At 60.3% G+C, this 22,986-nt stretch carries 21 protein-coding genes; 11 read left to right on the top strand and 10 right to left on the bottom strand.

The window, feature by feature from the left end:
- Positions 1–58: 58 nt before the first annotated feature.
- Positions 59–748: a glutathione S-transferase family protein gene (locus AB8B33_RS04815; RefSeq protein ID WP_439014535.1), complete on the bottom strand. Its 690-nt coding sequence runs from the start codon at positions 746–748 to the stop codon at positions 59–61.
- A gap of 264 nt (positions 749–1,012) precedes the next feature.
- On the opposite strand from AB8B33_RS04815, the gene AB8B33_RS04810 reads away from it, so the two are divergent.
- The 4 genes from AB8B33_RS04810 (at position 1,013) to AB8B33_RS04795 (ending at position 5,794) form a co-directional block, all read left to right on the top strand.
- Complete coding sequence (locus AB8B33_RS04810) at positions 1,013–2,065, top strand: diguanylate cyclase domain-containing protein (protein WP_439014534.1); 1,053 nt, start codon at positions 1,013–1,015, stop codon at positions 2,063–2,065.
- A gap of 93 nt (positions 2,066–2,158) precedes the next feature.
- A complete protein-coding gene (locus AB8B33_RS04805) occupies positions 2,159–4,045 on the top strand; it encodes an ABC-F family ATP-binding cassette domain-containing protein (RefSeq protein ID WP_439014533.1) in 1,887 nt (628 codons plus the stop codon).
- Positions 4,046–4,241: 196 nt separating this feature from the next.
- Positions 4,242–5,168: a Gfo/Idh/MocA family protein gene (locus tag AB8B33_RS04800; RefSeq protein ID WP_439014532.1), complete on the top strand. Its 927-nt coding sequence runs from the start codon at positions 4,242–4,244 to the stop codon at positions 5,166–5,168.
- Between the two features lie 74 nt (positions 5,169–5,242).
- On the top strand, positions 5,243–5,794 hold the full coding sequence (locus tag AB8B33_RS04795) for a GrpB family protein (protein ID WP_439014531.1): 552 nt from the start codon (positions 5,243–5,245) through the stop codon (positions 5,792–5,794).
- A gap of 9 nt (positions 5,795–5,803) precedes the next feature.
- Here AB8B33_RS04795 and AB8B33_RS04790 read toward each other — a convergent pair whose 3' ends face one another.
- The gene (locus AB8B33_RS04790; RefSeq protein ID WP_439014530.1) at positions 5,804–6,253 is read right to left on the bottom strand and encodes a DNA polymerase III subunit chi; all 450 of its coding nucleotides are present in this window, start codon (positions 6,251–6,253) and stop codon (positions 5,804–5,806) included.
- Positions 6,250–7,743, bottom strand: a complete 1,494-nt coding sequence (locus tag AB8B33_RS04785) for a leucyl aminopeptidase (RefSeq protein WP_439014529.1) — start codon at positions 7,741–7,743, stop codon at positions 6,250–6,252. Before AB8B33_RS04785 ends, AB8B33_RS04790 begins: the two co-directional genes overlap by 4 nt.
- A gap of 140 nt (positions 7,744–7,883) precedes the next feature.
- Between AB8B33_RS04785 and AB8B33_RS04780 the strand changes: the two genes are divergently transcribed.
- The 7 genes from AB8B33_RS04780 (at position 7,884) to rsmA (ending at position 16,369) form a co-directional block, all read left to right on the top strand.
- Entirely contained in the window at positions 7,884–8,657 is a 774-nt protein-coding gene (locus AB8B33_RS04780) for a phosphatase PAP2 family protein (protein ID WP_439014528.1), read from the top strand.
- 99 nt (positions 8,658–8,756) lie between these two features.
- Complete coding sequence (locus AB8B33_RS04775; protein ID WP_439014527.1) at positions 8,757–9,938, top strand: LptF/LptG family permease; 1,182 nt, start codon at positions 8,757–8,759, stop codon at positions 9,936–9,938.
- Positions 9,935–11,023: an LPS export ABC transporter permease LptG gene (gene lptG, locus AB8B33_RS04770; RefSeq protein ID WP_439014526.1), complete on the top strand. Its 1,089-nt coding sequence runs from the start codon at positions 9,935–9,937 to the stop codon at positions 11,021–11,023. Before AB8B33_RS04775 ends, lptG begins: the two co-directional genes overlap by 4 nt.
- Complete coding sequence (locus AB8B33_RS04765; protein ID WP_439014525.1) at positions 11,023–13,377, top strand: LPS-assembly protein LptD; 2,355 nt, start codon at positions 11,023–11,025, stop codon at positions 13,375–13,377. Before lptG ends, AB8B33_RS04765 begins: the two co-directional genes overlap by 1 nt.
- A 187-nt stretch (positions 13,378–13,564) precedes the next feature.
- Positions 13,565–14,506 (top strand): peptidylprolyl isomerase, encoded by a 942-nt coding sequence (locus tag AB8B33_RS04760; protein WP_439014524.1) that lies wholly within the window; start codon positions 13,565–13,567, stop codon positions 14,504–14,506.
- Between the two features lie 7 nt (positions 14,507–14,513).
- On the top strand, positions 14,514–15,542 hold the full coding sequence (gene pdxA / locus AB8B33_RS04755; protein WP_439014523.1) for a 4-hydroxythreonine-4-phosphate dehydrogenase PdxA: 1,029 nt from the start codon (positions 14,514–14,516) through the stop codon (positions 15,540–15,542).
- Positions 15,542–16,369: a 16S rRNA (adenine(1518)-N(6)/adenine(1519)-N(6))-dimethyltransferase RsmA gene (gene rsmA / locus AB8B33_RS04750; RefSeq protein WP_439014522.1), complete on the top strand. Its 828-nt coding sequence runs from the start codon at positions 15,542–15,544 to the stop codon at positions 16,367–16,369. Before pdxA ends, rsmA begins: the two co-directional genes overlap by 1 nt.
- Here rsmA and gmk read toward each other — a convergent pair.
- The 7 genes from gmk to fabD form a co-directional block, all read right to left on the bottom strand.
- Entirely contained in the window at positions 16,366–17,028 is a 663-nt protein-coding gene (gmk, locus tag AB8B33_RS04745; protein ID WP_113323382.1) for a guanylate kinase, read from the bottom strand. The two genes, rsmA and gmk, sit on opposite strands and share 4 nt — an antisense overlap.
- A 3-nt stretch (positions 17,029–17,031) precedes the next feature.
- On the bottom strand, positions 17,032–17,919 hold the full coding sequence (locus AB8B33_RS04740) for a YicC/YloC family endoribonuclease (RefSeq protein WP_439014521.1): 888 nt from the start codon (positions 17,917–17,919) through the stop codon (positions 17,032–17,034).
- Between the two features lie 16 nt (positions 17,920–17,935).
- The gene (mltG, locus tag AB8B33_RS04735; RefSeq protein ID WP_310382859.1) at positions 17,936–19,156 is read right to left on the bottom strand and encodes an endolytic transglycosylase MltG; all 1,221 of its coding nucleotides are present in this window, start codon (positions 19,154–19,156) and stop codon (positions 17,936–17,938) included.
- 119 nt (positions 19,157–19,275) lie between these two features.
- Positions 19,276–20,538 carry a beta-ketoacyl-ACP synthase II gene (gene fabF, locus AB8B33_RS04730; protein WP_439014520.1) on the bottom strand — a complete coding sequence of 421 codons (1,263 nt, stop codon included), beginning with the start codon at positions 20,536–20,538 and terminating at the stop codon, positions 19,276–19,278.
- A 93-nt stretch (positions 20,539–20,631) separates the two neighbouring features.
- A complete protein-coding gene (locus tag AB8B33_RS04725; protein WP_003547058.1) occupies positions 20,632–20,868 on the bottom strand; it encodes an acyl carrier protein in 237 nt (78 codons plus the stop codon).
- A gap of 286 nt (positions 20,869–21,154) precedes the next feature.
- Entirely contained in the window at positions 21,155–21,892 is a 738-nt protein-coding gene (fabG, locus tag AB8B33_RS04720) for a 3-oxoacyl-[acyl-carrier-protein] reductase (RefSeq protein ID WP_113311640.1), read from the bottom strand.
- 29 nt (positions 21,893–21,921) lie between these two features.
- Positions 21,922–22,866, bottom strand: a complete 945-nt coding sequence (gene fabD, locus AB8B33_RS04715; RefSeq protein WP_439014519.1) for an ACP S-malonyltransferase — start codon at positions 22,864–22,866, stop codon at positions 21,922–21,924.
- Positions 22,867–22,986: the final 120 nt, after the last annotated feature.

Genomic DNA, 22,986 nt, shown 5'->3' with positions numbered 1-22,986 from the left:
GAAAAGTGGGCGGTCTTTACCCGCCTCACCGCCCGAAAACAAGGGGGCTCCGGCAATTTCACGCCGCTGTCACAGTCCGGCCCCGGCTTTCATGAAGATCGAGGCAGCGTTCGAACCAGGCCATGACGGGGTCGTCAGGGGCCAGCATGGCGAGGCCTGCGGCGATGCGCAGCCATTGCAGCGCACCAAAGACGATGTAGTCGGCAAAGAGCGGGCTGTCGCCGCCGATGAAGGGCTGGAAGCGCAACATGTGGCGCATCGGTTCCAGCTTGGCGGCAAAGGCCTCTCTCTCCGCGTCGCGGCCGGCGGCGAAATCCTCCAGCGGCTTGCCCAGGCGGCCTTCGCGACTGACGCGGAAATAGGCCTTGTCGCCCTCATCGAGAATAGAATGAATATCGAGAAGCGCGATCCGCATGATCGCCGGATGGATGATCATCTGCGAATAACCCTCGACCATGCGCGACAGAGCCTTGCCGCCCTCGCCACCGAAAAGCGACGGACGGTCCGGATAGGCATCTTCCAGGTAATGGGCGATATCGAAACTGTCTGATATCAGCCGGCCATTGTCATCCAGGACCGGCACGGTCTTGGAGAAGCCGCCGCCGATCGCGGCGATGCGGCTATAAGTCGTCGGCACCTCCTCGAAATCGAGGCCCTTGTGGGCAAGCGCCATCACCGCCTTCCAGCAATGCGGCGAGAAGAAATGACGCGCGTCGGCGCCGCACAGGGAATAGAGAGCTCTGGTCATGGCCATCCTTTCGCAATCGCAACGGGTTCATTCCACGCCAGAAAGCCGGCGCGATCAAATCAGGAATTTTCATGGCGCCCATCGCGTCTGTTGCTGAAACGGACACGGCCATTCCCGATCGGGACGCAGCAAGGGTGCATTAACCGGTTTTGCGGCTTCCGCCCCACAACCTTTGAAAATTCAATGTCTCTTAAAAGCTTGCCTGCATAGCGGAAGCAGAAGAGCCGATGGCCCAAGAGAACCAACGGCAATGAGGGGATCGTCATGCAGAGTGCCGTTGCAAATGCATTGAATGCGCACGAGGCGACCCGGCCGGCGCCGGCGGCCGACGTGCAGAAAGTTGCTCAGCACATGATGCGGCTGAACGTGGCGGGCCTGCCGCGCAACTATGAACTGTTCCACGAGGCACTGATCGGCCTGAATGCCGGGTTGGCGCAGGATATCGCAGCCCTCGGTTCGCATCCGCAGCAGGAAGCCTTGGACGAACTCGGCCTGCGCTACCGGCTTGTCGGCCATTACGGGCTGGCGGGCGACCGCTCGCGCAACGAGGCGAGCCGAATGCTTAAGGAAACGGCGGAGCGACTGGCCGAGGGGCGCCTGCATCACCAGGCCTTTGCGCGCGCCTGCGAGACCATCCTCAAATCCGTCTCGGGTCAGCAGGAGCACCAGAGCCTTGCCGATTTCATGGCCGAGGTCGAATATCTCGCCGCCTCGCTTTCGGCCGTCCTTGCAGCAGAACGAACGATCGGCACAAAGCTGGAAGAGGATATTGAGCGGCTGACGGCGCTGGAGCGTGGCATTTCCGCCGTGCAGACGGCTGCTATCACGGACAAGATCACCGGCCTGCCCAACCGTATCGGACTCAACCGTGCGCTCGACGATCTCTACGGTCAGGAAGAGGGTGCGGCCGGCAGCGCGCTGATCATGATCGACATCGACGATTTCAAGGAGCTTACCGCCCGCTACGGCGCGCAGACCGGCAACAAGCTCCTGAAGAAGCTTGCCGGCCTCTTCCGCAAGACGGTGAAGAAGAACGATTTCATTGCGCGCCTGGAGGCCGACGAATTCGCCTTCCTCTTTGCCAATGTCGGCAAGCAGGATGCATTGGCGATCGCCGAGCGGCTGCGCAGTTCCGTCGAGGACAATCTTGTTTTCGCAGCGTCGGACACTTCGGATGCAAGCGGTTTGACGATTTCGGTCGGCGTGGCGTTGAGCGGCGATGCGGCCACACCCGGGCAGCTTCAGGCCAATGCACGCGTGGCGCTGCTTGCCGCCCAGTCCAATCCGCGCCTGCCGGTGCAAGCCTTCGGCCGGTAAGGCGTTCCGCTGTGCGCTATTGATGGCAAACAGTGGCAAACACGCCGCTGATCCATCTTGCCTTGGCGGCGGCTTTCGGCCAAAACCGCGCGCATGATCACGATTTCAGACATTTCCGCCCGCATTGCCGGCCGCCTGCTCCTCGACCATGCCAGCGTCTCGCTGCCGTCAGGCACGAAGGCCGGGCTCGTGGGGCGCAACGGCGCCGGCAAATCCACCCTCTTCCGCGTCATAACGGGTGACCTCGGCGCCGAAAGCGGGACAATATCGATTCCCAAGAATGCGCGCATGGGACAGGTGAAGCAGGAAGCGCCGGGAATCGAGGATTCGCTGATCACGATCGTGCTTTCTGCTGACAAGGAGCGCGCCGCGCTGCTTGCCGAGGCGGAAACCGCAACCGATCCGCATCGTATCGCCGAAATCCAAATGCGCCTCGTCGATATCGACGCCCATTCGGCGGAAGCACGCGCCGCCAGCATCCTCTCGGGCCTTGGCTTCGATCAGGAAGCGCAGGCCCGGCCCGCATCCTCCTTCTCGGGCGGCTGGCGCATGCGCGTGGCGCTCGCCTCCGTGCTCTTTACCGAGCCGGACCTGCTGCTGCTCGACGAGCCGACCAACTATCTCGACCTCGAAGGCACGATGTGGCTGGAGGATTACATCCGCCGCTATCCGCACACGGTCATCATCATCAGCCACGATCGCGATCTGCTGAACAACGCGGTCAATTCGATCGTGCATCTCGATCAGAAGAAGCTCACGTTCTACCGCGGCAACTACGACCAGTTCGAGCGGCAGAAGGCGGAAGCCGACGAACTGCAGATAAAGGCCAAGGCGAAGAACGATGCGGCGCGCAAGCATCTGCAGAGCTTCATCGACCGCTTCAAGGCCAAGGCCTCCAAGGCGAAGCAGGCCCAATCGCGTGTCAAGGCGCTGGAGCGCATGGGCACGGTCGCGGCCGTGATCGAGGATCACGTTCAGCCGATCACCTTCCCCGAACCCGAAAAGCAGCCGGCCTCGCCGATCGTCGCGGTCAGCGGCGGCGCAGTCGGCTACGAACCCGGCAAGCCGATCCTCAAGGGGCTCAACCTGCGCATCGACAATGACGACCGCATCGCCCTGCTTGGCTCGAACGGCAACGGCAAATCGACCTTTGCGAAATTCATCTCGGGACGGCTGGCGGCCGAGAGCGGTGAAGTGCGTCTGGCGCCGGGGCTGAAGATTGGTTTCTTCGCGCAGCATCAGCTCGACGATCTCGTACCAAATGAGACGCCTGTCGAACATGTGCGGCGGCTGATGCCGACGGAGCCCGAAGCGAAGGTGCGTTCCCGCGTGGCGCAGATGGGCCTTGCGACCGAGAAGATGGCGACGGCCGCGAAAGATCTTTCGGGTGGCGAAAAGGCACGCCTGCTGATGGGGCTCGCCGCCTTTTATGCGCCGAACCTTTTGATCCTTGACGAGCCGACGAACCATCTCGACATCGACAGCCGCCGCGCTCTGATCGAGGCGCTGAACGACTACGACGGGGCCGTCATCCTGATCTCGCACGACCGGCACCTGATCGAAGCGACCGTCGACCGCCTCTGGCTGGTCAACAACGGCACGGTGACGAGTTTCGAAGGCGATATGGAAGAATATCGCGACCTGATCGTCGCTTCCGGCAAAAAAAAAGACGACGAAAAACAGAAGCAGTCTGAAGACCAGTCCTCGAAGGCCGACCAGCGCAAGCTGAATGCCGACAGGCGTGCTTCGCTCGCCCCCCTCAAGAAAAAGATCAACGAAATCGAATCCTTGACGGGCAAGCTGGAGAAACTGATTCAGGCACTTGATGCGGAACTTGCGGATCCGGCGCTCTATGAAAAGGCGCCCGCCAAGGCCGCCGACAAAGCTAGGCAGCGTGGCGAAGCAGCCGCCAGGCTCGCTGCCGCCGAGGAGCAATGGCTGGAGCTCTCCGCTGAATATGAAGGAGCCATGGCGAGCTGAGACTCCGCCAGCGCAGGTAACTGTCTCTAGATACTTTGCTGCGGCGCAAGAACCATCGCGCTCTTCAAGAGCTAGACAATTACCCAAAAATCGCGTCGTCTGTTCTTAAAGACCAGACTTGCCCGCAGACCGCTTTCTGATAAAACGGCGCGCAATAAGTCATACTTTTAGCGAAACACCGAACGCGAGCTTTACAATGTCAGCCATCAACCTCGCCATCGTTGGCGTCGGCAAGATCGTCCGCGACCAGCACCTCCCCTCCATCGCTGCCAATGCCGATTTCAAGCTGGTGGCGACGGCAAGCCGCAACGGTACGGTCGACGGCGTTACCGCCTATACGTCGATCGACGACATGCTCGACGCCGAACCATCGATCGATGCCGTTTCGCTCTGCATGCCGCCGCAGTATCGCTATGAAGCGGCTTACAAGGCGCTGGCCGCCGGCAAACACGTTTTCCTTGAAAAGCCGCCGGGCGCGACGCTGAGTGAAGTGGCGGATCTGGAGGACCTCGCGAACAAGCAGGGTGCGACGCTGTTTGCAAGCTGGCATTCGCGTTATGCAGCGGCCGTCGAAGCTGCCAAATCGTTCCTCGCCTCGACCGAGATCAAGAGCATGCACGTCATCTGGAAGGAAGACGTGCGCCATTGGCATCCGAACCAGGAATGGATCTGGCAGGCCGGCGGTCTCGGCGTTTTCGATCCGGGCATCAACGCGCTTTCGATCGTCACGCATATCCTGCCGAAGGCGATGTTCCTTAGCGCCGGCACGCTGGAATTCCCTGAAAACCGCGACTCGCCGATTGCTGCCGATCTGCATTTCCGCAATGTCGATCACGTTCCTGTTCACGCCGAATTCGACTGGCGCCAGACGGGCAAGCAGAGCTGGGACATCATCGCGGAGACGGCAGCCGGACAGATGGTTCTTTCCGAAGGCGGCTCGAAGCTCTCGGTCAATGGCGCGCTGACATTCTCTGCACCGGAAGCCGAATATCCGTCGCTCTATCGCCGTTTCGCCGAGCTCATCAAGGCCGGCAAGTCGGATGTCGATCTGGCGCCGCTGCGCCATGTCGCCGATGCCTTCATGCTCGGCAAGCGCAAATTCGTCGAGGCGTTCTACGACTGATCGGCCTCACGGGCAGATGCCATTGTGCCTGCAGAATGCTAGAATAGGAAAACGAAACGTGAGGGACGTTTTCCATGCAGCAGGAGCAGGATGAATCGTTTGGATTGGGCGTCCCACATCTGGCAGTGAGACTCGCCGACCCCAACGCCAAGTGGCAGGAGGCCTATCTGCTGGAAGAGGCCAGGATCCGCGACGCGCTTGGCCCTCTGGCAATCGATATACAGCACTTCGGCAGCACTGCCATTCCAGGCATCAAGGCGAAACCGATCATCGATATCCTGATCGGCGTTCGCCGCCTTGATGACGGACTTGCCTGCATCAAGCCTATGGAGGCGATCGGCTATGACTATGCCGGTGCCGACATCGTACCCGACGACCATCTCTTCGGCCGCGGTGTCATGGGCGAGACGCGCACGCATCTCGCCCATGTCGTCGAATATCAGGGCTTCAACTGGAGGCGGGACATCTTCTTCCGCGACAGGCTGCAGGGCGATCCAGCCCTTGCGCTGGCCTATGAGGAGCTGAAGATCGGACTTGCGCAAAAATATGCCGAGAGCCGAGCCGCCTATACCGGAGCGAAGAAGGATTTCATCGACAGGGTTCTGGCGGAAGCGGGCCTTGCCTGACGATCGGGGTCAGGCCTTCTTCTCCCACCGCCCTTCCGGCGTCTGCTGCCAATAGGTGAGGCTATGCCCCTCGCCTTTCAGCTTTTTCCACTGGGCGCGCGCGCCTTCAAGCTGCTCCTGGTCATACCCGTCGAACATGAAGACGATCCGCTCATAATCCGCGACCGCCGGCGGCTCGGCGCCATCGACGATGAAGCGGACGGTAGCAGCATTCGGATTGTCAGCCGAAACCGTCAGGAGAACCGGCTGATCCCCGGCGAAATCGGCCTCATCCGTGCCATGCGGCAGGAAGCTGTCTTCCCGATAGGTCCATAGATGCTGATCCAGCGCATCGCGCCGCGCGGCCTCCTTCATCTGGACGGCGACGCGCCAGCCGCGCTCGACACTCTTGTCGAGCAACGGCGGAAGCGCGTCTTCCAGCTTCGATTCCGTCAGATGGTAGAAGAGGATTTCCGTCATCGTGTTTCGTAGTTCGAGCGGACCAGTTCATCAAGCAGGCGCACGCCGAAACCGGAGCCCCAGGACTGGTTGATCTCGTCCTGCACCGAGCCCATGGCCGTGCCGGCGATATCGAGATGCGCCCAGGGCGTATCCTGCACGAAGCGCTTGAGGAAATGCGCTGCGGTGATGGAACCGGCGAGACGACCGCCGGTATTCTTCATATCGGCGAACTTGCTGTCGATCATCTTGTCATATTCCTTGCCGAGCGGCATGCGCCACAGCTTCTCGTTCGTGACGAGGCCAGCGGTCGTCAGCTGCGCCGACAGCGGATCGTCATTCGAGAAGAGACCCGCATGGCTGTTGCCGAGCGCGACCATGATGGCGCCTGTCAGCGTCGCGAGATTGATCATAAACTGTGGCTTGAAGCGGTCGTTGCAATACCAGAGCGCATCGCAGAGCACGAGGCGGCCTTCCGCATCCGTGTTGATGATCTCGATCGTCTGGCCGGACATGGAGGTGACGATGTCGCCCGGACGCTGGGCGTTGCCATCAGGCATGTTTTCCACAAGGCCGATGATGCCCACGACATTGACCGGCGCCTTGCGGGCGGCAAGCGTGTGCATAAGGCCGGTGACGGCAGCCGCACCGCCCATATCGCCCTTCATGTCTTCCATATTGGCAGCCGGCTTGATGGAGATGCCGCCGGTATCGAAGACGACGCCTTTGCCGATGAAGGCAATCGGCCGATCCTTGCCCTTTCCGCCCTTCCATTGCATGACAGCCAGGCGCGGCGGGCGCACGGAGCCCTGGGCGACGCCGAGCAGCGCGCCCATGCCGAGACGGCGCATTTCGCGCTCGGTGAGGATTTCCACCTCGACGCCAAGCTTCTCGAGCTCCTTTGCCTTGGCCGCAAATTCGATGGGGCCGAGGACGTTCGGCGGCTCGTTGACCAGGTCACGAGCGAGATTGACGCCGTCGGCAACCGCTTCGGCATCGGCGAAGGCCTTCTTGGCGGCAGCCGCATCGGCCGTGACGATCGTCACCTTGACCGACTTCGCCTGTTTCTCCTCGTCGTCATTCTTCTTCGTCTTATAGGTATCGAAGCTGTAGGCGCGCATCAGCATGCCGAGAGCGAAATCGGCCGCAGCCTTGGCGCTGACATCTGCGCCCGGCGCATCGATGAAGATCGTCGCTTTCTCAGTATTCTTGATCCGCGAGGCAGCGCTGCCGCCGGCCTTCAGCCAATCGTGGACGGTCAGGTCTGCCGGCTTGCCGAGGCCAAGGACGATGATACGCTCGACAGGCGCACCCTCTGGCGCCACTAGGTCGAGGGCAGCCAACGACTTTGCCGAGAAGCGCGCAATCTTCGACGCCTTGGCAATCACTCCCGCCGGATCGGCAATATCGGCCCCAGCCGCGGTGTCGGCTTCGGACGTCTTCAGAAGAATCGCGAGGCCGCTGCTGAGCTTTGCCGATTTTGAGAATGAAATTTCGAATTTTGCAGACATGTCTTCTCCGATGGGATTCATGAAATCCGTTCCAGGGGATAATTTCGCGTTTGACGGGTCTGTCAATGGCCGGCGACAGTTGTTATGTTCCGCGCGGCCGCCCGGCCAAAAGGTTTTCGTCAGTTTCGTAGATGTTTGCGTTGACAGTTTTTTCGAAAAATCGATGGCGGGGTCCGGCAGTTCGCCTGCCGCAAACGGCATTCGGCGTCTTTGTCCTGCTTTTCTGGGTATGGTGGCTGCTGCTTGCCCTGTTCCGCGCGTTTCCCGGGATAGACATTTATTTTTCCCAGCTTTTTTTCGTGCAGGCGGCCTGCGACGCGTCGGCCCCAGCAACCGAGATCTGTGGCTCCTTCCCCTATCGGAGCGAGGCGATCCTCGGTCTCTTACGCACGCTCTTCTTCTACGTTCCCTATGTCGTGACCGCGGTCATGCTATGGAAACTGGTCGAGTGCTATCAGCAGCATGGCGCTACATTCAACGCACCGCGCGCCCGCGATCTGAAGGTTGCGCTCGGCACGCTGCTGATCGGTCCCGTTCTTCTCGTCAATGTGATCCTCAAGGAACATTGGGGTCGGCCGCGGCCTGTGCAGACGGATTTCTTCGGCGGTACGCTGCATTTCGCCGAAGCCGGTTCATTGGCCGGCAAGTGCGTCTCGAACTGCTCCTTCATTTCCGGCGAGGCGGCAAGCGCGGGCTGGCTGTTCTGCCTGCTGATCTTCGTTCCGAAGTCGATACGTTATGCGCTTGTGGCACCCGTCGCCGCCGTTTCCATCCTGACACCCGCGATGCGGCTCTCCTTCGGCGCACATTATCTATCCGACGTCGTGCTGGGATGGCTTTCTTCGGTCGTCATATTCACCGCGCTGATGGCACTTGCTGAGTCGCCACGGCAACAAAAAAATTCTGAAAATTGAATGAATTTTTGACACTGACTTGTCGCAAAACCGAGACAAACAGCGTAGAGGGAATCTCCTGCTGATCATATCGACCTGCAGGCGCGTTCAAGGGCGAGCATGAAACTACTCGAGACATATATATTGCGGCGTGTCGGCCAGATGTTTCTCGTGGCCCTGCTCCCGGTGCTCGCGATCATCTGGACCACCCAGGTCCTGCAGCGCATCAATCTGGTGACCGACAGCGGCCAGTCGATCGGCTCCTTCGCCACGCTTGCGACGCTGATCCTGCCGTCGATCATTCCCATCGTGCTGCCCTTTGCACTCGTCATCGGCATTACCCAGACGCTGACGACGATGAACAACGATTCCGAACTGACCGTGATCGATGCCGCCGGCGCCCGCCGCACTATCCTGGCGCGGCCGATCCTGCTGCTCGCGATCCTCATCAGCGTCTTCTCGTTCTTCGTCGACAATGTCGTCGAGCCACGCGCGAAGACGGTCGTGCGGCAGATGATCGCCGAGACCTATGCCGATCTTCTTTCGTCCGTGATCGAGGAAAAGACCTTCCGCAAGATCGATGAAGGCCTCTATGTGCAGATCTCGCAGCGGCTCGCCGGCCGCACGCTCAAAGGTCTCTTCGTCGCCGACGAGCGCGAGCCGAATAACGAACTCATCTATTATGCGCGCGAAGGCGCCGTGGATGATATCGGCACGTCGCTGATCATGCATGATGGCGAAGTCCATCGCAAAACGCCCGATGGAAACGTCTCGGTCATCAAGTTCGATTCCTATTCCTTCGACCTTTCGGATATGACGGAAAATAACGGACAGGCGACGCTTCGCGCGAGCGACCGCGATCTCGCTTTCCTGCTCAATCCCGATCCGAAAGATCCTGATTATATCGCCAAGCCCGGCAGCTATACCGCCGAGCTTCATCGCCGCCTGACCGACTGGATGCTTCCCTTCGTTTTCGCGCTATTCTCGCTCGCCATAGCCGGGGATGCGCGATCGCATCGCGAGGCACGCATGCATCCGATGATCGGCGCACTGGGCCTCGCGTTCGTCCTGCGCTGGGCGGCGTTTTACGTTGCCAACCAGATCGACAAAAGCACGATCTATATCCCGATCCTCTATGCGATCCCGATCGTGACCAGCCTGGTTTCGATTATTTTCCTGAACATGCATAAGCGGCTGGCCATGCCGCTTGTCGTCAGAAACCGCACCTCGACGATCTGGAAGCGCGCCCAGAAGCGGGTACTTGCCGCGACGGACCGGACCGGCGGAGGCGCTGTGCGATGATTTTCGGGACATTGTCGCGGTATTTCTTCCGCCGGTATGTCGTAACCACGATGTGGTTCCTGATCGGCATGAGCGCCATCACCTTCCTGCTGGACTTCAGCGAGACGGCAAGCCGCATCTCCAATTTCCCCGGCTACACGCTGGGTGGTGCTGTGCTGCTCACCGCCGTTCGCCTACCGTTGATCCTGCAGCAGACCATCCCCTTCGTGGCGTTGTTCGTCGGCATCACCGTGCTGATCGGCCTCAACCGGAGATATGAACTCGTCGTCACCCGTGCGGCGGGCATCTCGGTCTGGCAGTTCATGCTGCCTTTTATCGCGGGGTCCCTGATTCTCGGGGTGCTGACGGTGGTGGCGCTCAATCCGCTCGCAGCCTGGGGCCAGAGGCAGGCAACACAATTCGAAACGGCCTGGCGCGGTCAGGACAATGCCATGATCAGGGCACTGCAGGTTCCGTGGCTGCGCCAGATCAGCGGCCGGGACGATGTCATCATCGGCGCCAAGACCGTGCTGGAGAACGGCACGCTGCTTATGGACGCCGTGCTTGTCCACTTCGATTCCACCGGTCAGGTCATTCTGAGGCAGGATGCCTCATCCGCCAAATTGGAAGATGGTTACTGGCAGCTTAACAACGTCGTCGAACGCAAGCCTGGGGAAATCCCGGTGCGTAAGGCTACGGAGCAGCTTCGTACCAATCTGAAGCAAGACTTCATCAAGGAGCGGCTCACAGCGCCGGAAACAATTGGTTTCTTTGACCTTTCCAACCGTATCGCTGCCGCCAAATCCTTCGGAATTTCAACGAAGGCACTTGAGACTCAATTCAACTCTCTGCTGTCGCAGCCGCTGCTCTTGGTGGCCATGACTCTCATTGCTGCAACAGTGTCTCTGAAATTTAGCCGGTTCAACCAATCACGCTCTGTGATTCTGGGTGGAATCCTTTCAGGCTTCATGCTTTATGTCGTCACCGTGCTTGTAAAAGCATTCGGAAGCAGCGGTGTCGTGCCGCCGTTTGTGGCGACTTGGATACCGGTGGTCGTAGCGCTCGCTTTAGGCGCAACGATCCTGCTTCATCAGGAGGATGGCTAGTGGCGGTAGGCGACCGCAAGGTTGTTAGTAAACAGTTGGTTGCCCTGCTCCTAGGTGCGGCTCTGTGTAGCTATTTCGAAAGTGCTCCGCTGGCCTATGGCCAAGAGAACAATACAGGCATGCCTGCGATCGGCCAGAATGTCTCGCCGGATGCTAAGCTGATGCTGTCCGCGAACGAGCTCCTCTATAATAGGGACCAGGAGCTCGTCTCTGTGATCGGCGGCGTGCAGATCAACTACGGCGGCTACAGGCTGGTCGCCCAGAAGGTCGACTATAACCAGAAGACCGGCCGCATGATGGCGACCGGCAACATCGAGATGGTGACGCCCGACGGCAACCGAATCTATGCCGACCACCTCGATGTGACCGACAATTTCGCAGACGGCTTCATGAATGCGCTGCGAATCGAGACAAGCGATAATACCCGCCTCGTTGCCGAAACCGGCCAGCGAGTCGGCGGTACGCAGATGATTCTCAATAAAGGCGTCTACACGGCCTGCTTGCCCTGCGCGGAAAAGCCCGAACGCGCGCCCTTCTGGCAGGTCAAGGCCGAACGCGTTATCCAGAACAGTGAGAAGCATACGATCCGCCTTGAAAAGGCGCGTTTCCAGCTGCTTGGCCGTTCGCTCGCATACCTGCCGTGGATCGAAGTCCCCGACAATACCGTGAAGCGCAAGTCCGGCTTCCTGTTCCCGTCGATGAGCGTTTCACAAAATCTCGGCTACGGTCTGTCCGTTCCCTATTATTACGTCATCTCCCCGAGTTCGGATTTCACCGTCACGGGCACCGGCTATACCTCGCAAGGCTTCCTGCTCGAGGGCGAATATCGCCGTCGCTTCGAAAACGGCACGGTGACGATGCACGTCGCCGGCATCGATCAGATGAATCCCGGTAATTTCAGCGCCGGTACAAGCGATGCCGAAGCTGAACAGCGCGGCATGGTCGCGTCGAAGGGGGATTTCAGGATCAATCCCCGCTGGACCTTCGGCTGGGATGTGATGGTGCAGAGCGACAACAACTTCTCGCGCACCTACAAGATCGATGGTTACGACAACACGCCGCAGGTCAATACCGTCTATCTGACGGGTCTCGGCAAGCGGAATTACTTCGACCTGCGCGCCTTCTATTTCGACGTTCAGGACGCCGATTCCGGCAGCACCGCTGAAAAGCAGCAGCCAATCGTCTATCCGACGCTTGACTATCACTATGTCGCGCCGCAGCCGCTCGCAGGCGGTGAGCTTTCCGCCGATGTCAATCTGACCAATCTTTCGCGCTCTCAGGACGACTTTACCACCGTCGACGGTTTCGATCGCTTCCCCGGCCTGGAAGGTCAGACCACACGTTTGACCACGGAACTACAGTGGAAACGGACCTTCGTAACACCCACTGGGCTGGTTATCACGCCGTTGCTCGCGGCACGCGGCGATGCTCTGGCGCTCAACATGCAAAGTCCGGTCGATGCCAACGGCGTTCCCTATGCCGGCAATTATCTGGACGATAATGCGGCAACGCGCGGAATGGTGACGGCCGGGCTGGAAATGCGCTACCCGATCCTGTTCACGACCAGCAACAGCACGCATGTTCTGGAGCCGATTGCGCAGATCTACGCACGACCGGATGAACCACTCGCCGGCCGGCTGCCGAACGAAGATGCGCAAAGCTTCGTCTTCGATGCGACCAACCTTTTCGATCGTGACAGGTTCTCCGGCTACGACCGTATCGAGGGCGGCACGCGCGCAAACGTCGGCTTCCAGTATACAGGCACCTTCGACAGCGGCTACAAGCTGCACGGCATCTTCGGACAGTCCTACCAGCTCGCCGGCCAGAATTCGTTTGCGACCGACGACCTCGTGAATGTCGGCGCCGATTCCGGCCTTGAGACCGACCGTTCCGACTATGTTGGCCTCGGCGGCATCGAAATGCCTTTCGGTCTCTCCGTGGCAGCATCCTACCGACTGGACGAGAAGGATTTCGCCTTCAATCGCGGCGACCTGACGACGGCCTATCAGAACGATACCTTCTCGGGCCAGGTCACCTATACGCACGTGGGTGCCCAGCCGGCATACGGCTTTGCTGAAGACCAAGACGAGATTCAGGCGAGCAGCAGGATCAAGTTCAAGGATTACTGGTCGATCTTCGGTGGTATCGCCTGGGATCTGAACAATGACGTTGTTGTCAGGCGTTCGCTCGGCATTTCCTATCAGGACGAGTGCACCATCTTCACCATCGCCTATGTGGATAGGCGGGATACGACGGATCAGACGGCAAGCGACTGGACGATCGCCGCCCGCCTGACCTTCCGCACGCTCGGCGATATCCGGCTGGGCACGGGTGATGCTGCGAATAACCTCTGATGACAGATGGACGGCCGGAGATTTCCGGCCGGGCCATTCTTTCGCCGTAAGCCTGTGCAGGACATTGCGACCAGTCGTTATGTGAGACATAGGGTGTCGCGGAGCAAGAGATGCGATTTCCGCTGGTCTCAGTGTATGGTAAGAACGCCGCGCGTTGGATCGTGCGGCGCTATCGGGAGGTCAACAGATGATTGACGCGAAGAAAACCGTAACCACGCTTATTGCAGGCGCAGCCTTCATGCTTGCTGCCTTCAGTACACCTGTCTTCGCCGCCAGCGAAGTCAAGGCAGTGGTAAACGGTACCGCGATTACCAGTGGCGACGTTGCAAAACGACAGGCCTTCATGCGCCTGCAGCGCTTGAAACCCGACGCCAAGGCTGCCGAAGAACAGCTTGTCGACGAGGCGCTGAAGCGGCAGGAAGTCTCCCGCGTGCGCATGTCCGTCTCGCAGGACGACGTCAACGCCTCCTTCGCTCGGTTTGCCGCCAGCAACAAGCTTTCCGTCGAGCAGATGGGGCAGATCCTCGACCGCGCCGGCGTCGGCGTCGATCATTTCAAGAACTTCATTGCCGTGCAGATGAGCTGGCCGCGCGTCGTCAACGCGCGTTACGGCTCCAGCGCACGCCTATCGAATTTCGACCTCGTCAACCGCATGATGCAGAACAACAAGCAGAAGCCGGTGACGACAGAATATATGCTGCAGCAGGTCATCTTCGTTGTTCCCGCATCCAAGCGCAACGCGATCACGGCGAAGCGCAAGAGCGAGGCTGAGGCGTCACGCTCCAAATATCCGGGTTGTGACCAGGCAAAGACTTTCGCCGCCACAATGCGGGACGTTTCGATCCGCGATCTCGGCCGCATGCTGGCCCCGGAAATTCCGGCGGACTGGAAGGATCTGGTCATAGGGGCCAAGGGCAACACCACGGCTACGCGCGTGACCGACAAGGGCGTGGAATATCTCGCGATCTGCAGCCAGCGCCAGGTCTCGGATGACCAGGCGGCTGAAATGGTGTTCCGTCAGGAAGACCTTGACAAGGCAAAGGCAGACAAGTCCGCGGCGCCGGAAAACGAAAACGCCACCAAATATCTGGATGAACTGCGTAAACACGCGCAGATCATCTATCGCTGATTTTTCCATGGCGACACCGTTTTCGCGACCGCTTGCACTGACGCAGGGCGACCCTGCCGGCGTTGGGCCTGATATAACGCTCATGGCTTGGCTTCGCAGGCGCGAGCTTGGACTGCCGCCGTTCTTCCTGATCGGCGATCCCGATGTGCTTGCGGTGCGGGCACGAAAGCTCGGACTCGACGTTCCCCTGCGCAGCATCGGCAACGCCGCGGAAAGTCTCGGTATATTTGCGGACGCGTTGCCTGTCTTGGCGATACCCGCAGGCGTCGATGTTGCGGCAGGAGAGCCGCATGTCGCGACGGCGAAGGGTACGATCGCCTCGATCGAGGCGGCGGTAGCATTCGTCATGCAGGGCGAGGCGCTTGCAGTCGTCACCAATCCGATCGCCAAGTCGGTGCTCTATGAGGCAGGGTTCAAATTTCCAGGCCATACGGAATTCCTTGCCGATCTTGCCATGCATGCGACCGGTCAGTCGGTCATGCCCGTCATGATGCTTGCGGGACCGAAACTGCGCGCCATTCCTGTCACCATCCACATTCCGCTCAAGGATGTGCCGCAGGCGTTGACGCTCGGCCTGATCGTCGAAACCTGCCGGATCGCGGACAAGGACCTTAAGCAGCGTTTCGGGATCGACTCCCCGCGCCTGGCCATTGCAGGGCTCAATCCACATGCGGGCGAAGGCGGCGCGATCGGCAAGGAGGATGAGACCATCATCCATCCGGCGGTGCAGATCCTTCGTGACGAGGGTATCGATGCGATCGGTCCCCTCCCCGCCGATACGATGTTTCATGACGAAGCGCGCGCACGTTACGACGTGGCCATCTGCATGTATCACGATCAGGCGCTGATCCCGGCCAAGGCGCTCGGTTTCGACGATTCCGTCAATGTGACGCTCGGCCTTCCTTTCGTGCGCACCTCCCCCGATCATGGCACCGCCTTCGGCATTGCCGGCAAGGGACTTGCCCGCGAAACGAGCCTCGTTGCTGCGCTGAAGCTCAGCGCGCAGCTTGGCCGGACTGCGGAAAGCCACCGTTAATGGCTGCACTCGACGGTCTGCCGCCGCTTCGCGAGGTTATCCAGCGCCATGGGCTCGATGCGCGCAAGGCGCTCGGGCAGAACTTCCTGCTCGATCTCAACCTGACGCAGAAGGTTGCCCGCACGGCCGGCGCGCTTGACGACGCGACAGTCTTTGAAGTCGGTCCCGGTCCCGGCGGCTTGACGCGGGCCATACTGGCGCTCGGTGCGAAGAAGGTCATCGCGGTCGAGCGCGATGCACGCTGCCTGCCGGCTCTCGCCGAGATCGCCGACCATTATCCCGGACGGCTGGAAGTCATCGAGGGCGATGCGCTGAAGACCGATTTCGAGGCGCTGGCACTGGAAGGTCCAGTCAAGATCATCGCCAACCTGCCCTACAATGTCGGCACCCAGCTTCTGGTGAACTGGCTGCTGCCGAAGGCATGGCCGCCCTTCTGGCAATCTCTGACGCTGATGTTCCAGAAGGAAGTCGGCGAGCGGATCGTCGCCTCCGAAGACGACGATCACTATGGCCGCCTCGGCGTGCTTACGGGATGGCGCACACATTCCCACATGGCATTCGATATTCCGCCACAGGCTTTCACGCCGCCGCCGAAGGTCACCTCGACGGTGGTCTACCTGACGCCGAACGAAAACCCGATCCCCTGCTCTGTCGCCAATCTGGAGAAGGTGACGCAGGCAGCCTTCGGCCAGCGCCGCAAGATGCTGCGCCAGAGCCTGAAGCCGATCGGCGGGGAGAGCTTGCTCGTCAAAGCCGGCATCGATCCGGCGCGGCGCGCGGAGACTCTTTCGGTGGAGGAATTCTGCCGGCTGGCGAACAGCCTTTAAAGAACCGGCGTCTCTTCCAGCAATTCGCGGACGAAATCGAACATGCCGTGGCGACGGTCGCGGCGCAGGCGCTCGGCCTTGACAATCGACTGCACCGCATCGAAGGCAGCGTTCAGGTCATCATTGATGATGACGTAATCATATTCGCGCCAGTGGGCGATCTCGGCACGAGAATTGGCCAGGCGCGTCTGGATGACCTCCTCGGAATCCTCGGCGCGGCGATGCAAGCGGGATTGCAGCTCGGTCATGGTCGGCGGCAGTACGAAGATCGAGACCACATCGGCCTGCATCTTCTGCTGCAATTGCTGAGCGCCCTGCCAGTCGATATCGAACAGCATGTCGCGGCCTTCGGACATGGCCTGCTCAACCGGCTCGCGGGGCGTGCCGTAGAAATTGCCGTGAACCTCGGCCCATTCCAGCAGAGAATCGGAATCGCGCAGCCGCTCGAATTCCCGCACGGTTTTGAAATGATAGTGAACGCCTTCCACTTCGCTCGGCCGGCGCTGGCGTGTCGTGACGCTGACGGAAAGGCCGATCTGCTTGTCCGTTTCCAGAAGCGTACGCGCGATGGTGGATTTACCGGCGCCCGAGGGCGACGAGATGACCAGCATCAGACCGCGACGGGCGATCTGGATGGGCGAGATTTTCGCCGGGCTCATATCCTACTCCAAATTCTGGACCTGCTCGCGGAACTGATCGATCACCACCTTCAGCTCGATGCCCGCTGCGGTGACGGCCGATGCGTTCGACTTCGAGCAGATTGTATTCGATTCTCGGTTAAATTCCTGTGCAAGGAAATCGAGCTTTCGGCCAACCGGGCCACCTTTTGTCACGAGATCGCGGGCGGCGGCGACATGGGCCTTCAGCCGATCGATCTCTTCGCGCAGATCCGCCTTGGTGGCGAGCAATGCTGCCTCGGCGTGCAGCCGGTCACGGTCGAGCCCGCCCGCTCCCTCCATGAGGAGTGCGACCTGCGCGGAGAGCCTTGTCGCGATCTCCTGCGGCGAGCGCGAGGGATCGGCCTCGATCGTGCTTGTCAGCGCTTCGATCGTCGTGACATGGCCGAGAAGCACACGCGCGAGTGCTGCTCCCTCATGCTCACGCATAGCCCTGAGATCGGAAAGAGCAGCCATCAGTCCAGACAGGATATCGGCATCGCGCGCGGCAATCGCCTCTTCGCTGTCCTGCGTCTCGCGGAAATCGACGAGGCCGCGGATGGAAAGCAGGGTATCGAGCCTCAGCGGCGCCGGATCGATGAGACCTTCCAGCTTGTCGCGCATGGTGAGAACGGCGGCGAAGGCATCCTGATTGAGCACGGCTTCAAGCTGGCTTTCGCCTGTCGTCAGGGACAACGTGGCCTGCAGGTTGCCGCGGCTGAAATTCTCGCCGGCAATGCGGCGAACATCCGTTTCGAGGCGCTCCAGACCGGGCGGGAGGCGGAGGCGGAGATCAAGGCCCTTGCCGTTGACCGAACGCAGTTCCCATGCCCAGCGCCAGCGGCCGGTCGTTCCCTCGCGCCGCGCAAAACCAGTCATGGACTGCAATGCCATCAAAGGCCTCCCGATATCAGTTGATCTTCTTTTTCTTCGGCGGAACCGCGGATGTATTGTCCGCAGGCTGGTCCTCCGGCTGTCCGTCGACGACAATTTCGGGATCGGCGCCCTTGTCGGCTTCCAGCTTACGCCAGCGCTTGACGTTGGCGTTGTGGTCTTCGAGCGTTGCCGCAAAGACGTGACCGCCGGTGCCATCGGCAACGAAATAGAGGTCCTGCGTCTTCCAGGGATTGGCGACAGCTTCCAGCGCGTCTTTGCCGGGATTGGCGATCGGCGTCGGCGGTAGGCCCTTGATGACGTAGGTATTGAAGGGCGTCTCTTTTTTCAGGTCCGACTGATAGATCGGCCGGTCTGCGGGTTTACCATCGCCACCGAAGAGACCGTAGATGATGGTCGGATCGGACTGCAGACGCATGCCCTTGCCCAGACGGTTCAGGAAGACGGAGGCGACATGAGCGCGCTCGTCCGGCACTCCCGTCTCCTTCTCGACGATGGAGGCGAGCGTGACGAACTCTTCCTTGCTCTTCAAAAGCAGGGACGGATCACGCCGTTCCCAGATTTGGTCGACCAGCTTCTGCTGGGCGGCAGCCATCTGATCGATGATCTCAGACCGCTTGGTGCCGCGCGAGAACTTGTAGGTATCGGGCCGCAGGCTGCCTTCTGCCGGCAGAGCCGCCGGCAGGTCGCCTTCGAGCACCGGATCGTCCAGCATGCGGTCGAACATCTGCCGCACCGTCAGACCTTCGGGGAAGGAGACGGAATAGAGGATCGACTTGCCTGATTTCAGAAGCTCCATGATCTCGTTCATGGATGCATGCGCCTTGATCTCGTATTCACCCGCCTTGAGGCTTTCGCCGGCGCTCAGATGCGTCGCGGTCAGATAACGGAAGACGCGCGCGTCCGAGATGATGAGATTGCGCTCGAGATTCGTGGCGATTTCCGCGAGGCCTGCGCCATTGCGGACGATGAAGTTGGTGTTCGTCTGCAGCGGGCCGGGGTTCTGATAGGCAGTGATGGCGTAGTAGAAGCCGATGAGACCCGCGATGCAGACGACCACCGCCATGGTCATGACGAAATTCAGGAAGAGGACGACCTGGCTGCGGGCATTCCTGGAGCGCTTCGGCGGCTCGGGAACACGTTCCGGCCGCAGGGCTTCGCTCGGCGATTTCGGGATGATCGGTCCCTTCTGCGCCGGCTGGCCGTTGTCGCTGCTCTGGTTGGTCGTATCGCTCACCGGCAATCCTCTAAAACTTGGCCCCCGCTTCGCTATTTCGCGAAGTAATGCGGCAAAAACAGGTTCTGCCGCGCTTCATGACGCCGTTTGACGTTCGCCCGTGCTCGGTGAACCACCTGTTACGCGACGTAGCGGCGCAACACGAGCGATGCATTCGTGCCGCCGAATCCGAACGAGTTGGATAGCGCCACGTTGATTTCTCGCTCACGAGCCTTGTGCGGAACAAGATCGATCGCAGTCTCCCGCTCAGGATTGTCGAGATTGAGCGTCGGAGGGGCGACGTTATCCCGAATTGCGAGGGTCGTGAAGATCGCCTCGATGGCGCCGGCAGCACCGAGCAGGTGGCCGGTCGCGGATTTGGTCGACGACATCGAGATCTTCGACGCCGCATTGCCGACGAGGCGCTCGACGGCACCGAGCTCGATCGTATCGGCCATGGTCGAGGTGCCGTGGGCGTTGATATAGTCGATATCGGCAGGCGTCAGGCCGGCGCGCTTCAGCGCCATGGTCATGCAGCGGAACGCGCCGTCGCCGTCTTCCGACGGAGCGGTGATGTGGAAGGCATCGCCGGAAAGCCCGTAACCGACCACTTCGGCATAGATCTTGGCGCCGCGTGCCAGCGCATGGTCGAGCTCTTCGAGTACCACGATACCGGCGCCCTCGCCCATGACGAAACCATCACGGTCCTTGTCATAGGGGCGCGACGCCTTCTGCGGGTCGTCGTTGTGCTGCGTCGACAGTGCCTTGCAGGCGGCAAAGCCGGCAAGCGAAATGCGGCTGACCGGAGATTCCGTGCCGCCGGCTACCATGACATCGGCATCGCCGAGCGCGATAAGGCGGGCAGCATCACCAATGGCATGCGCACCGGTGGAGCAGGCGGTGACGACCGAATGGTTCGGGCCGCGCAGCTTGTGGCGAATGGAAACCTGGCCGGAGACGAGGTTGATTAGTCGGCCTGGAATGAAAAAAGGAGAGATGCGGCGCGGGCCCTTGTCGCGCAGCGTATAGCCGGCTTCGACAATGCCTTCGATGCCGCCGATGCCGGAGCCGATCAGCACGCCTGTCGAGATCTGGTCCTCATCGGTTTCGGGATGCCAGTCGGCATCCTTGAGCGCCATATCGGCGGCGGCCATGCCGTAGATGATGAAGGGGTCTACCTTGCGCTGTTCCTTCGGCTCCATCCAGTCGTCAGCATTGAAGGTGCCGTCCGAACCATCGCCAACGGGAATGCGGCAAGCAATCTTGGCAGGGAGATCATCGACCTCGAATTCGGTCACGAGGCGGGCGCCGTTTGCTCCCGCACGCAGGCGGGACCAGGTAATTTCTGCTCCGCATCCCAAGGGCGATACCATGCCGGCACCTGTTATGACGACCCTTCTCATCGACTGCTTTCCCCCGTCTGTTATGTTTTATGGAGAAACATGCTCAAAAGAAAAGGGCGGACTCTTGGCCCGCCCTTTCTCGAATGCGCAGAATCAGGCCTGAGCCTTTTCAATAAACTTCACGGCATCGCCAACCGTCAGGATCGAGTCAGCGGCATCATCGGGGATTTCAACGCCGAATTCTTCTTCGAAGGCCATGACCAGTTCGACCGTGTCGAGCGAGTCTGCGCCCAGATCGTCGATAAAGCTGGCGCTCTCGACGACCTTGTCGGCATCGACGCCAAGATGATCAATAACAATTTTCTTTACGCGTTCTGCGATATCGCTCATGTCGGTTTCCTCGACCTTATGTCCTGATCGGAATGTCTTTCTGACACCCCTACCCTGTTTCAGCCTGCGATGCTTTCAGACATCCTCGGCAAACTCGTTTACCCGGCTTTAGAGAAGTCCCAGGCTTGCGAAAAGCCCGCCGGTCCGTCTGCTTTTTTCGGGACGACTGTTGACAGTCATGGCCCGCTTAACATGCTTTAAGTCTGCCGCAAAGCCAGAAAATCAACCGTTCGTGATTGCTCAACACGCTATTGGCTGAAATCGGCGGCTGCGGCAGCTAATCGTTTCAGATCATGGCCATGCCGCCGTTTACGTGCAGCGTCTGACCCGTCATATAGGCCGCTTCCGAGGAGGCGAGATAGACGACGGCAGAGGCCACTTCGGCACCGGTTCCCATGCGCTTCATGGGGATCGCACCCATGATCGTTTCCTTCTGCTTGTCGTTCAGCTTGCCGGTCATGGCGCTTTCGATGAAGCCCGGCGCAACGCAGTTGACCGTCACGTTGCGGGTGGCGATTTCCTGTGCCAGCGACTTCGAGAAGCCGATCATGCCCGCCTTGGAGGCGCAGTAGTTGGCTTGGCCCGGGTTGCCGGTGACGCCGACGATCGAGGTGATGTTGATGATGCGGCCATAACGGCGGCGCATCATCGGATGGGTGAGCTCGCGTGTCAGGCGGAAGGTCGCCGTCAGGTTCACTTCGAGAACGGCATCCCAGTCCTCGTCGCTCATGCGCACGAAGAGGCCGTCCTTGGTGATGCCGGCATTGTTGACCAGGATATCGACGCCTTCGAGATCGGCTTCCGCCTTCTGGCCGAGAGCCTTCACCTCATCGCGATCCGACAGGTTCGCCGGGAAGATCTTGACGCGGTCGCCTAGCTCATTTGCCAAGGCCTCGAGCTTTTCGACACGGGTGCCGTGCAGGCCGACAATGGCGCCCTGTTTATGGAGAAGGCGGGCGATTTCTTCGCCAATGCCGCCCGATGCGCCGGTGACGAGAGCCTTGCGGCCGGAAAGATCGAACATGGGAACGTTCCTTATATGAAGTGGGGCAATCAGGCCGTGAGAGCGGTAATGGCAGCGTCGATATCGGCAGGGCCGTTTACAGAGACGCCATTGATATTCTTGTCGATGCGGCGCGCAAGGCCGGTCAGCACCTTGCCGGCACCGAGTTCATAGAGCGTTGTGACGCCATTTGCGGCGAACCATTCCACCGTTTCGCGCCAGCGAACCTGTCCGGTGACCTGCTCGACGAGAAGTGCGGCGATCTCCTCAGCGTCAGTGACTGGAGTAGCGCGGACATTGGCGATGACAGGCACGGCCGGATTGGTCTTCTTCACACCGGCGAGTGCCTCACGCATGGCGTCTGCGGCAGGCGCCATCAGCTTCGAATGGAAGGGGGCGGAAACCGGCAGCAGGATGGCGCGCTTGGCGCCCTTGTCGGTCGCGAGGCCGGCGGCCTTTTCGACGGCCGACTTCTCACCTGATATGACGAGCTGGCCGCCGCCATTGTCATTGGCGATCTGACAGGAGCCGATCGCTGCGGCTTCTTCGCAGATGGCCTGCACGTCGGCATGTTCGAGGCCGATGATGGCGGCCATGGCGCCGACACCGACAGGCACGGCGGCCTGCATGGCGTTGCCGCGGATGCGCAGAAGTCGAGCCGTGTCGGCGATCGAGAAAGTGCCGGCGGCACAGAGGGCGGAATATTCGCCGAGCGAATGGCCGGCGACGTAAGCGACCTTCGCCTTCAGGTCGAGGCCCTTGGCTTCCAGAACGCGGATGACGGCCATCGAGACGGCCATCAGCGCCGGCTGGGCGTTTGCCGTCAGCGTCAGCTTGTCCTCGGGACCGTTGAAGATGACATCGGAAAGCTTTTCACCGAGCGCTTCATCGACCTCTTCGAAAACGGCGCGGGCTTCCGCAAAGTTCTCGGCGAGATCCTTGCCCATGCCGACGGCCTGGCTGCCCTGGCCGGGAAAAGTGAAAGCAATGGTCATTTTTCGGTCCCTCGATAGTGCCCATTGGGCCATTTCGCCTCCAATTGACATTCTTTCTTTCAGAGTCAAGTGGCGGCAGATTCTCTCCAAAGCCTTTCGCCTCAGCGGGAACACCCGGTT

The sequence above is a fragment of the Rhizobium sp. 768_B6_N1_8 genome (assembly GCF_051811225.1).
In the GTDB taxonomy this organism is placed as follows: domain Bacteria; phylum Pseudomonadota; class Alphaproteobacteria; order Rhizobiales; family Rhizobiaceae; genus Rhizobium.
This window is presented reverse-complemented; position numbering and strand designations above follow the sequence as displayed.

Coding starts and splice junctions, on each gene's coding strand:
- pdxA (WP_439014523.1), top strand. CDS start 14,514: ATGGCGACACCGTTTTCGCGACCGCTTGCACTGACGCAGGGCGACCCT.
- AB8B33_RS04785 (WP_439014529.1), bottom strand. CDS start 7,743: ATGTCTGCAAAATTCGAAATTTCATTCTCAAAATCGGCAAAGCTCAGC.
- AB8B33_RS04795 (WP_439014531.1), top strand. CDS start 5,243: ATGCAGCAGGAGCAGGATGAATCGTTTGGATTGGGCGTCCCACATCTG.
- gmk (WP_113323382.1), bottom strand. CDS start 17,028: ATGAGCCCGGCGAAAATCTCGCCCATCCAGATCGCCCGTCGCGGTCTG.
- lptG (WP_439014526.1), top strand. CDS start 9,935: ATGATTTTCGGGACATTGTCGCGGTATTTCTTCCGCCGGTATGTCGTA.
- AB8B33_RS04775 (WP_439014527.1), top strand. CDS start 8,757: ATGAAACTACTCGAGACATATATATTGCGGCGTGTCGGCCAGATGTTT.
- AB8B33_RS04800 (WP_439014532.1), top strand. CDS start 4,242: ATGTCAGCCATCAACCTCGCCATCGTTGGCGTCGGCAAGATCGTCCGC.
- AB8B33_RS04810 (WP_439014534.1), top strand. CDS start 1,013: ATGCAGAGTGCCGTTGCAAATGCATTGAATGCGCACGAGGCGACCCGG.
- fabF (WP_439014520.1), bottom strand. CDS start 20,538: ATGAGAAGGGTCGTCATAACAGGTGCCGGCATGGTATCGCCCTTGGGA.
- fabD (WP_439014519.1), bottom strand. CDS start 22,866: ATGACCATTGCTTTCACTTTTCCCGGCCAGGGCAGCCAGGCCGTCGGC.
- AB8B33_RS04740 (WP_439014521.1), bottom strand. CDS start 17,919: ATGGCATTGCAGTCCATGACTGGTTTTGCGCGGCGCGAGGGAACGACC.
- AB8B33_RS04790 (WP_439014530.1), bottom strand. CDS start 6,253: ATGACGGAAATCCTCTTCTACCATCTGACGGAATCGAAGCTGGAAGAC.
- rsmA (WP_439014522.1), top strand. CDS start 15,542: ATGGCTGCACTCGACGGTCTGCCGCCGCTTCGCGAGGTTATCCAGCGC.
- AB8B33_RS04815 (WP_439014535.1), bottom strand. CDS start 748: ATGACCAGAGCTCTCTATTCCCTGTGCGGCGCCGACGCGCGTCATTTC.
- fabG (WP_113311640.1), bottom strand. CDS start 21,892: ATGTTCGATCTTTCCGGCCGCAAGGCTCTCGTCACCGGCGCATCGGGC.
- AB8B33_RS04760 (WP_439014524.1), top strand. CDS start 13,565: ATGATTGACGCGAAGAAAACCGTAACCACGCTTATTGCAGGCGCAGCC.
- AB8B33_RS04725 (WP_003547058.1), bottom strand. CDS start 20,868: ATGAGCGATATCGCAGAACGCGTAAAGAAAATTGTTATTGATCATCTT.
- AB8B33_RS04805 (WP_439014533.1), top strand. CDS start 2,159: ATGATCACGATTTCAGACATTTCCGCCCGCATTGCCGGCCGCCTGCTC.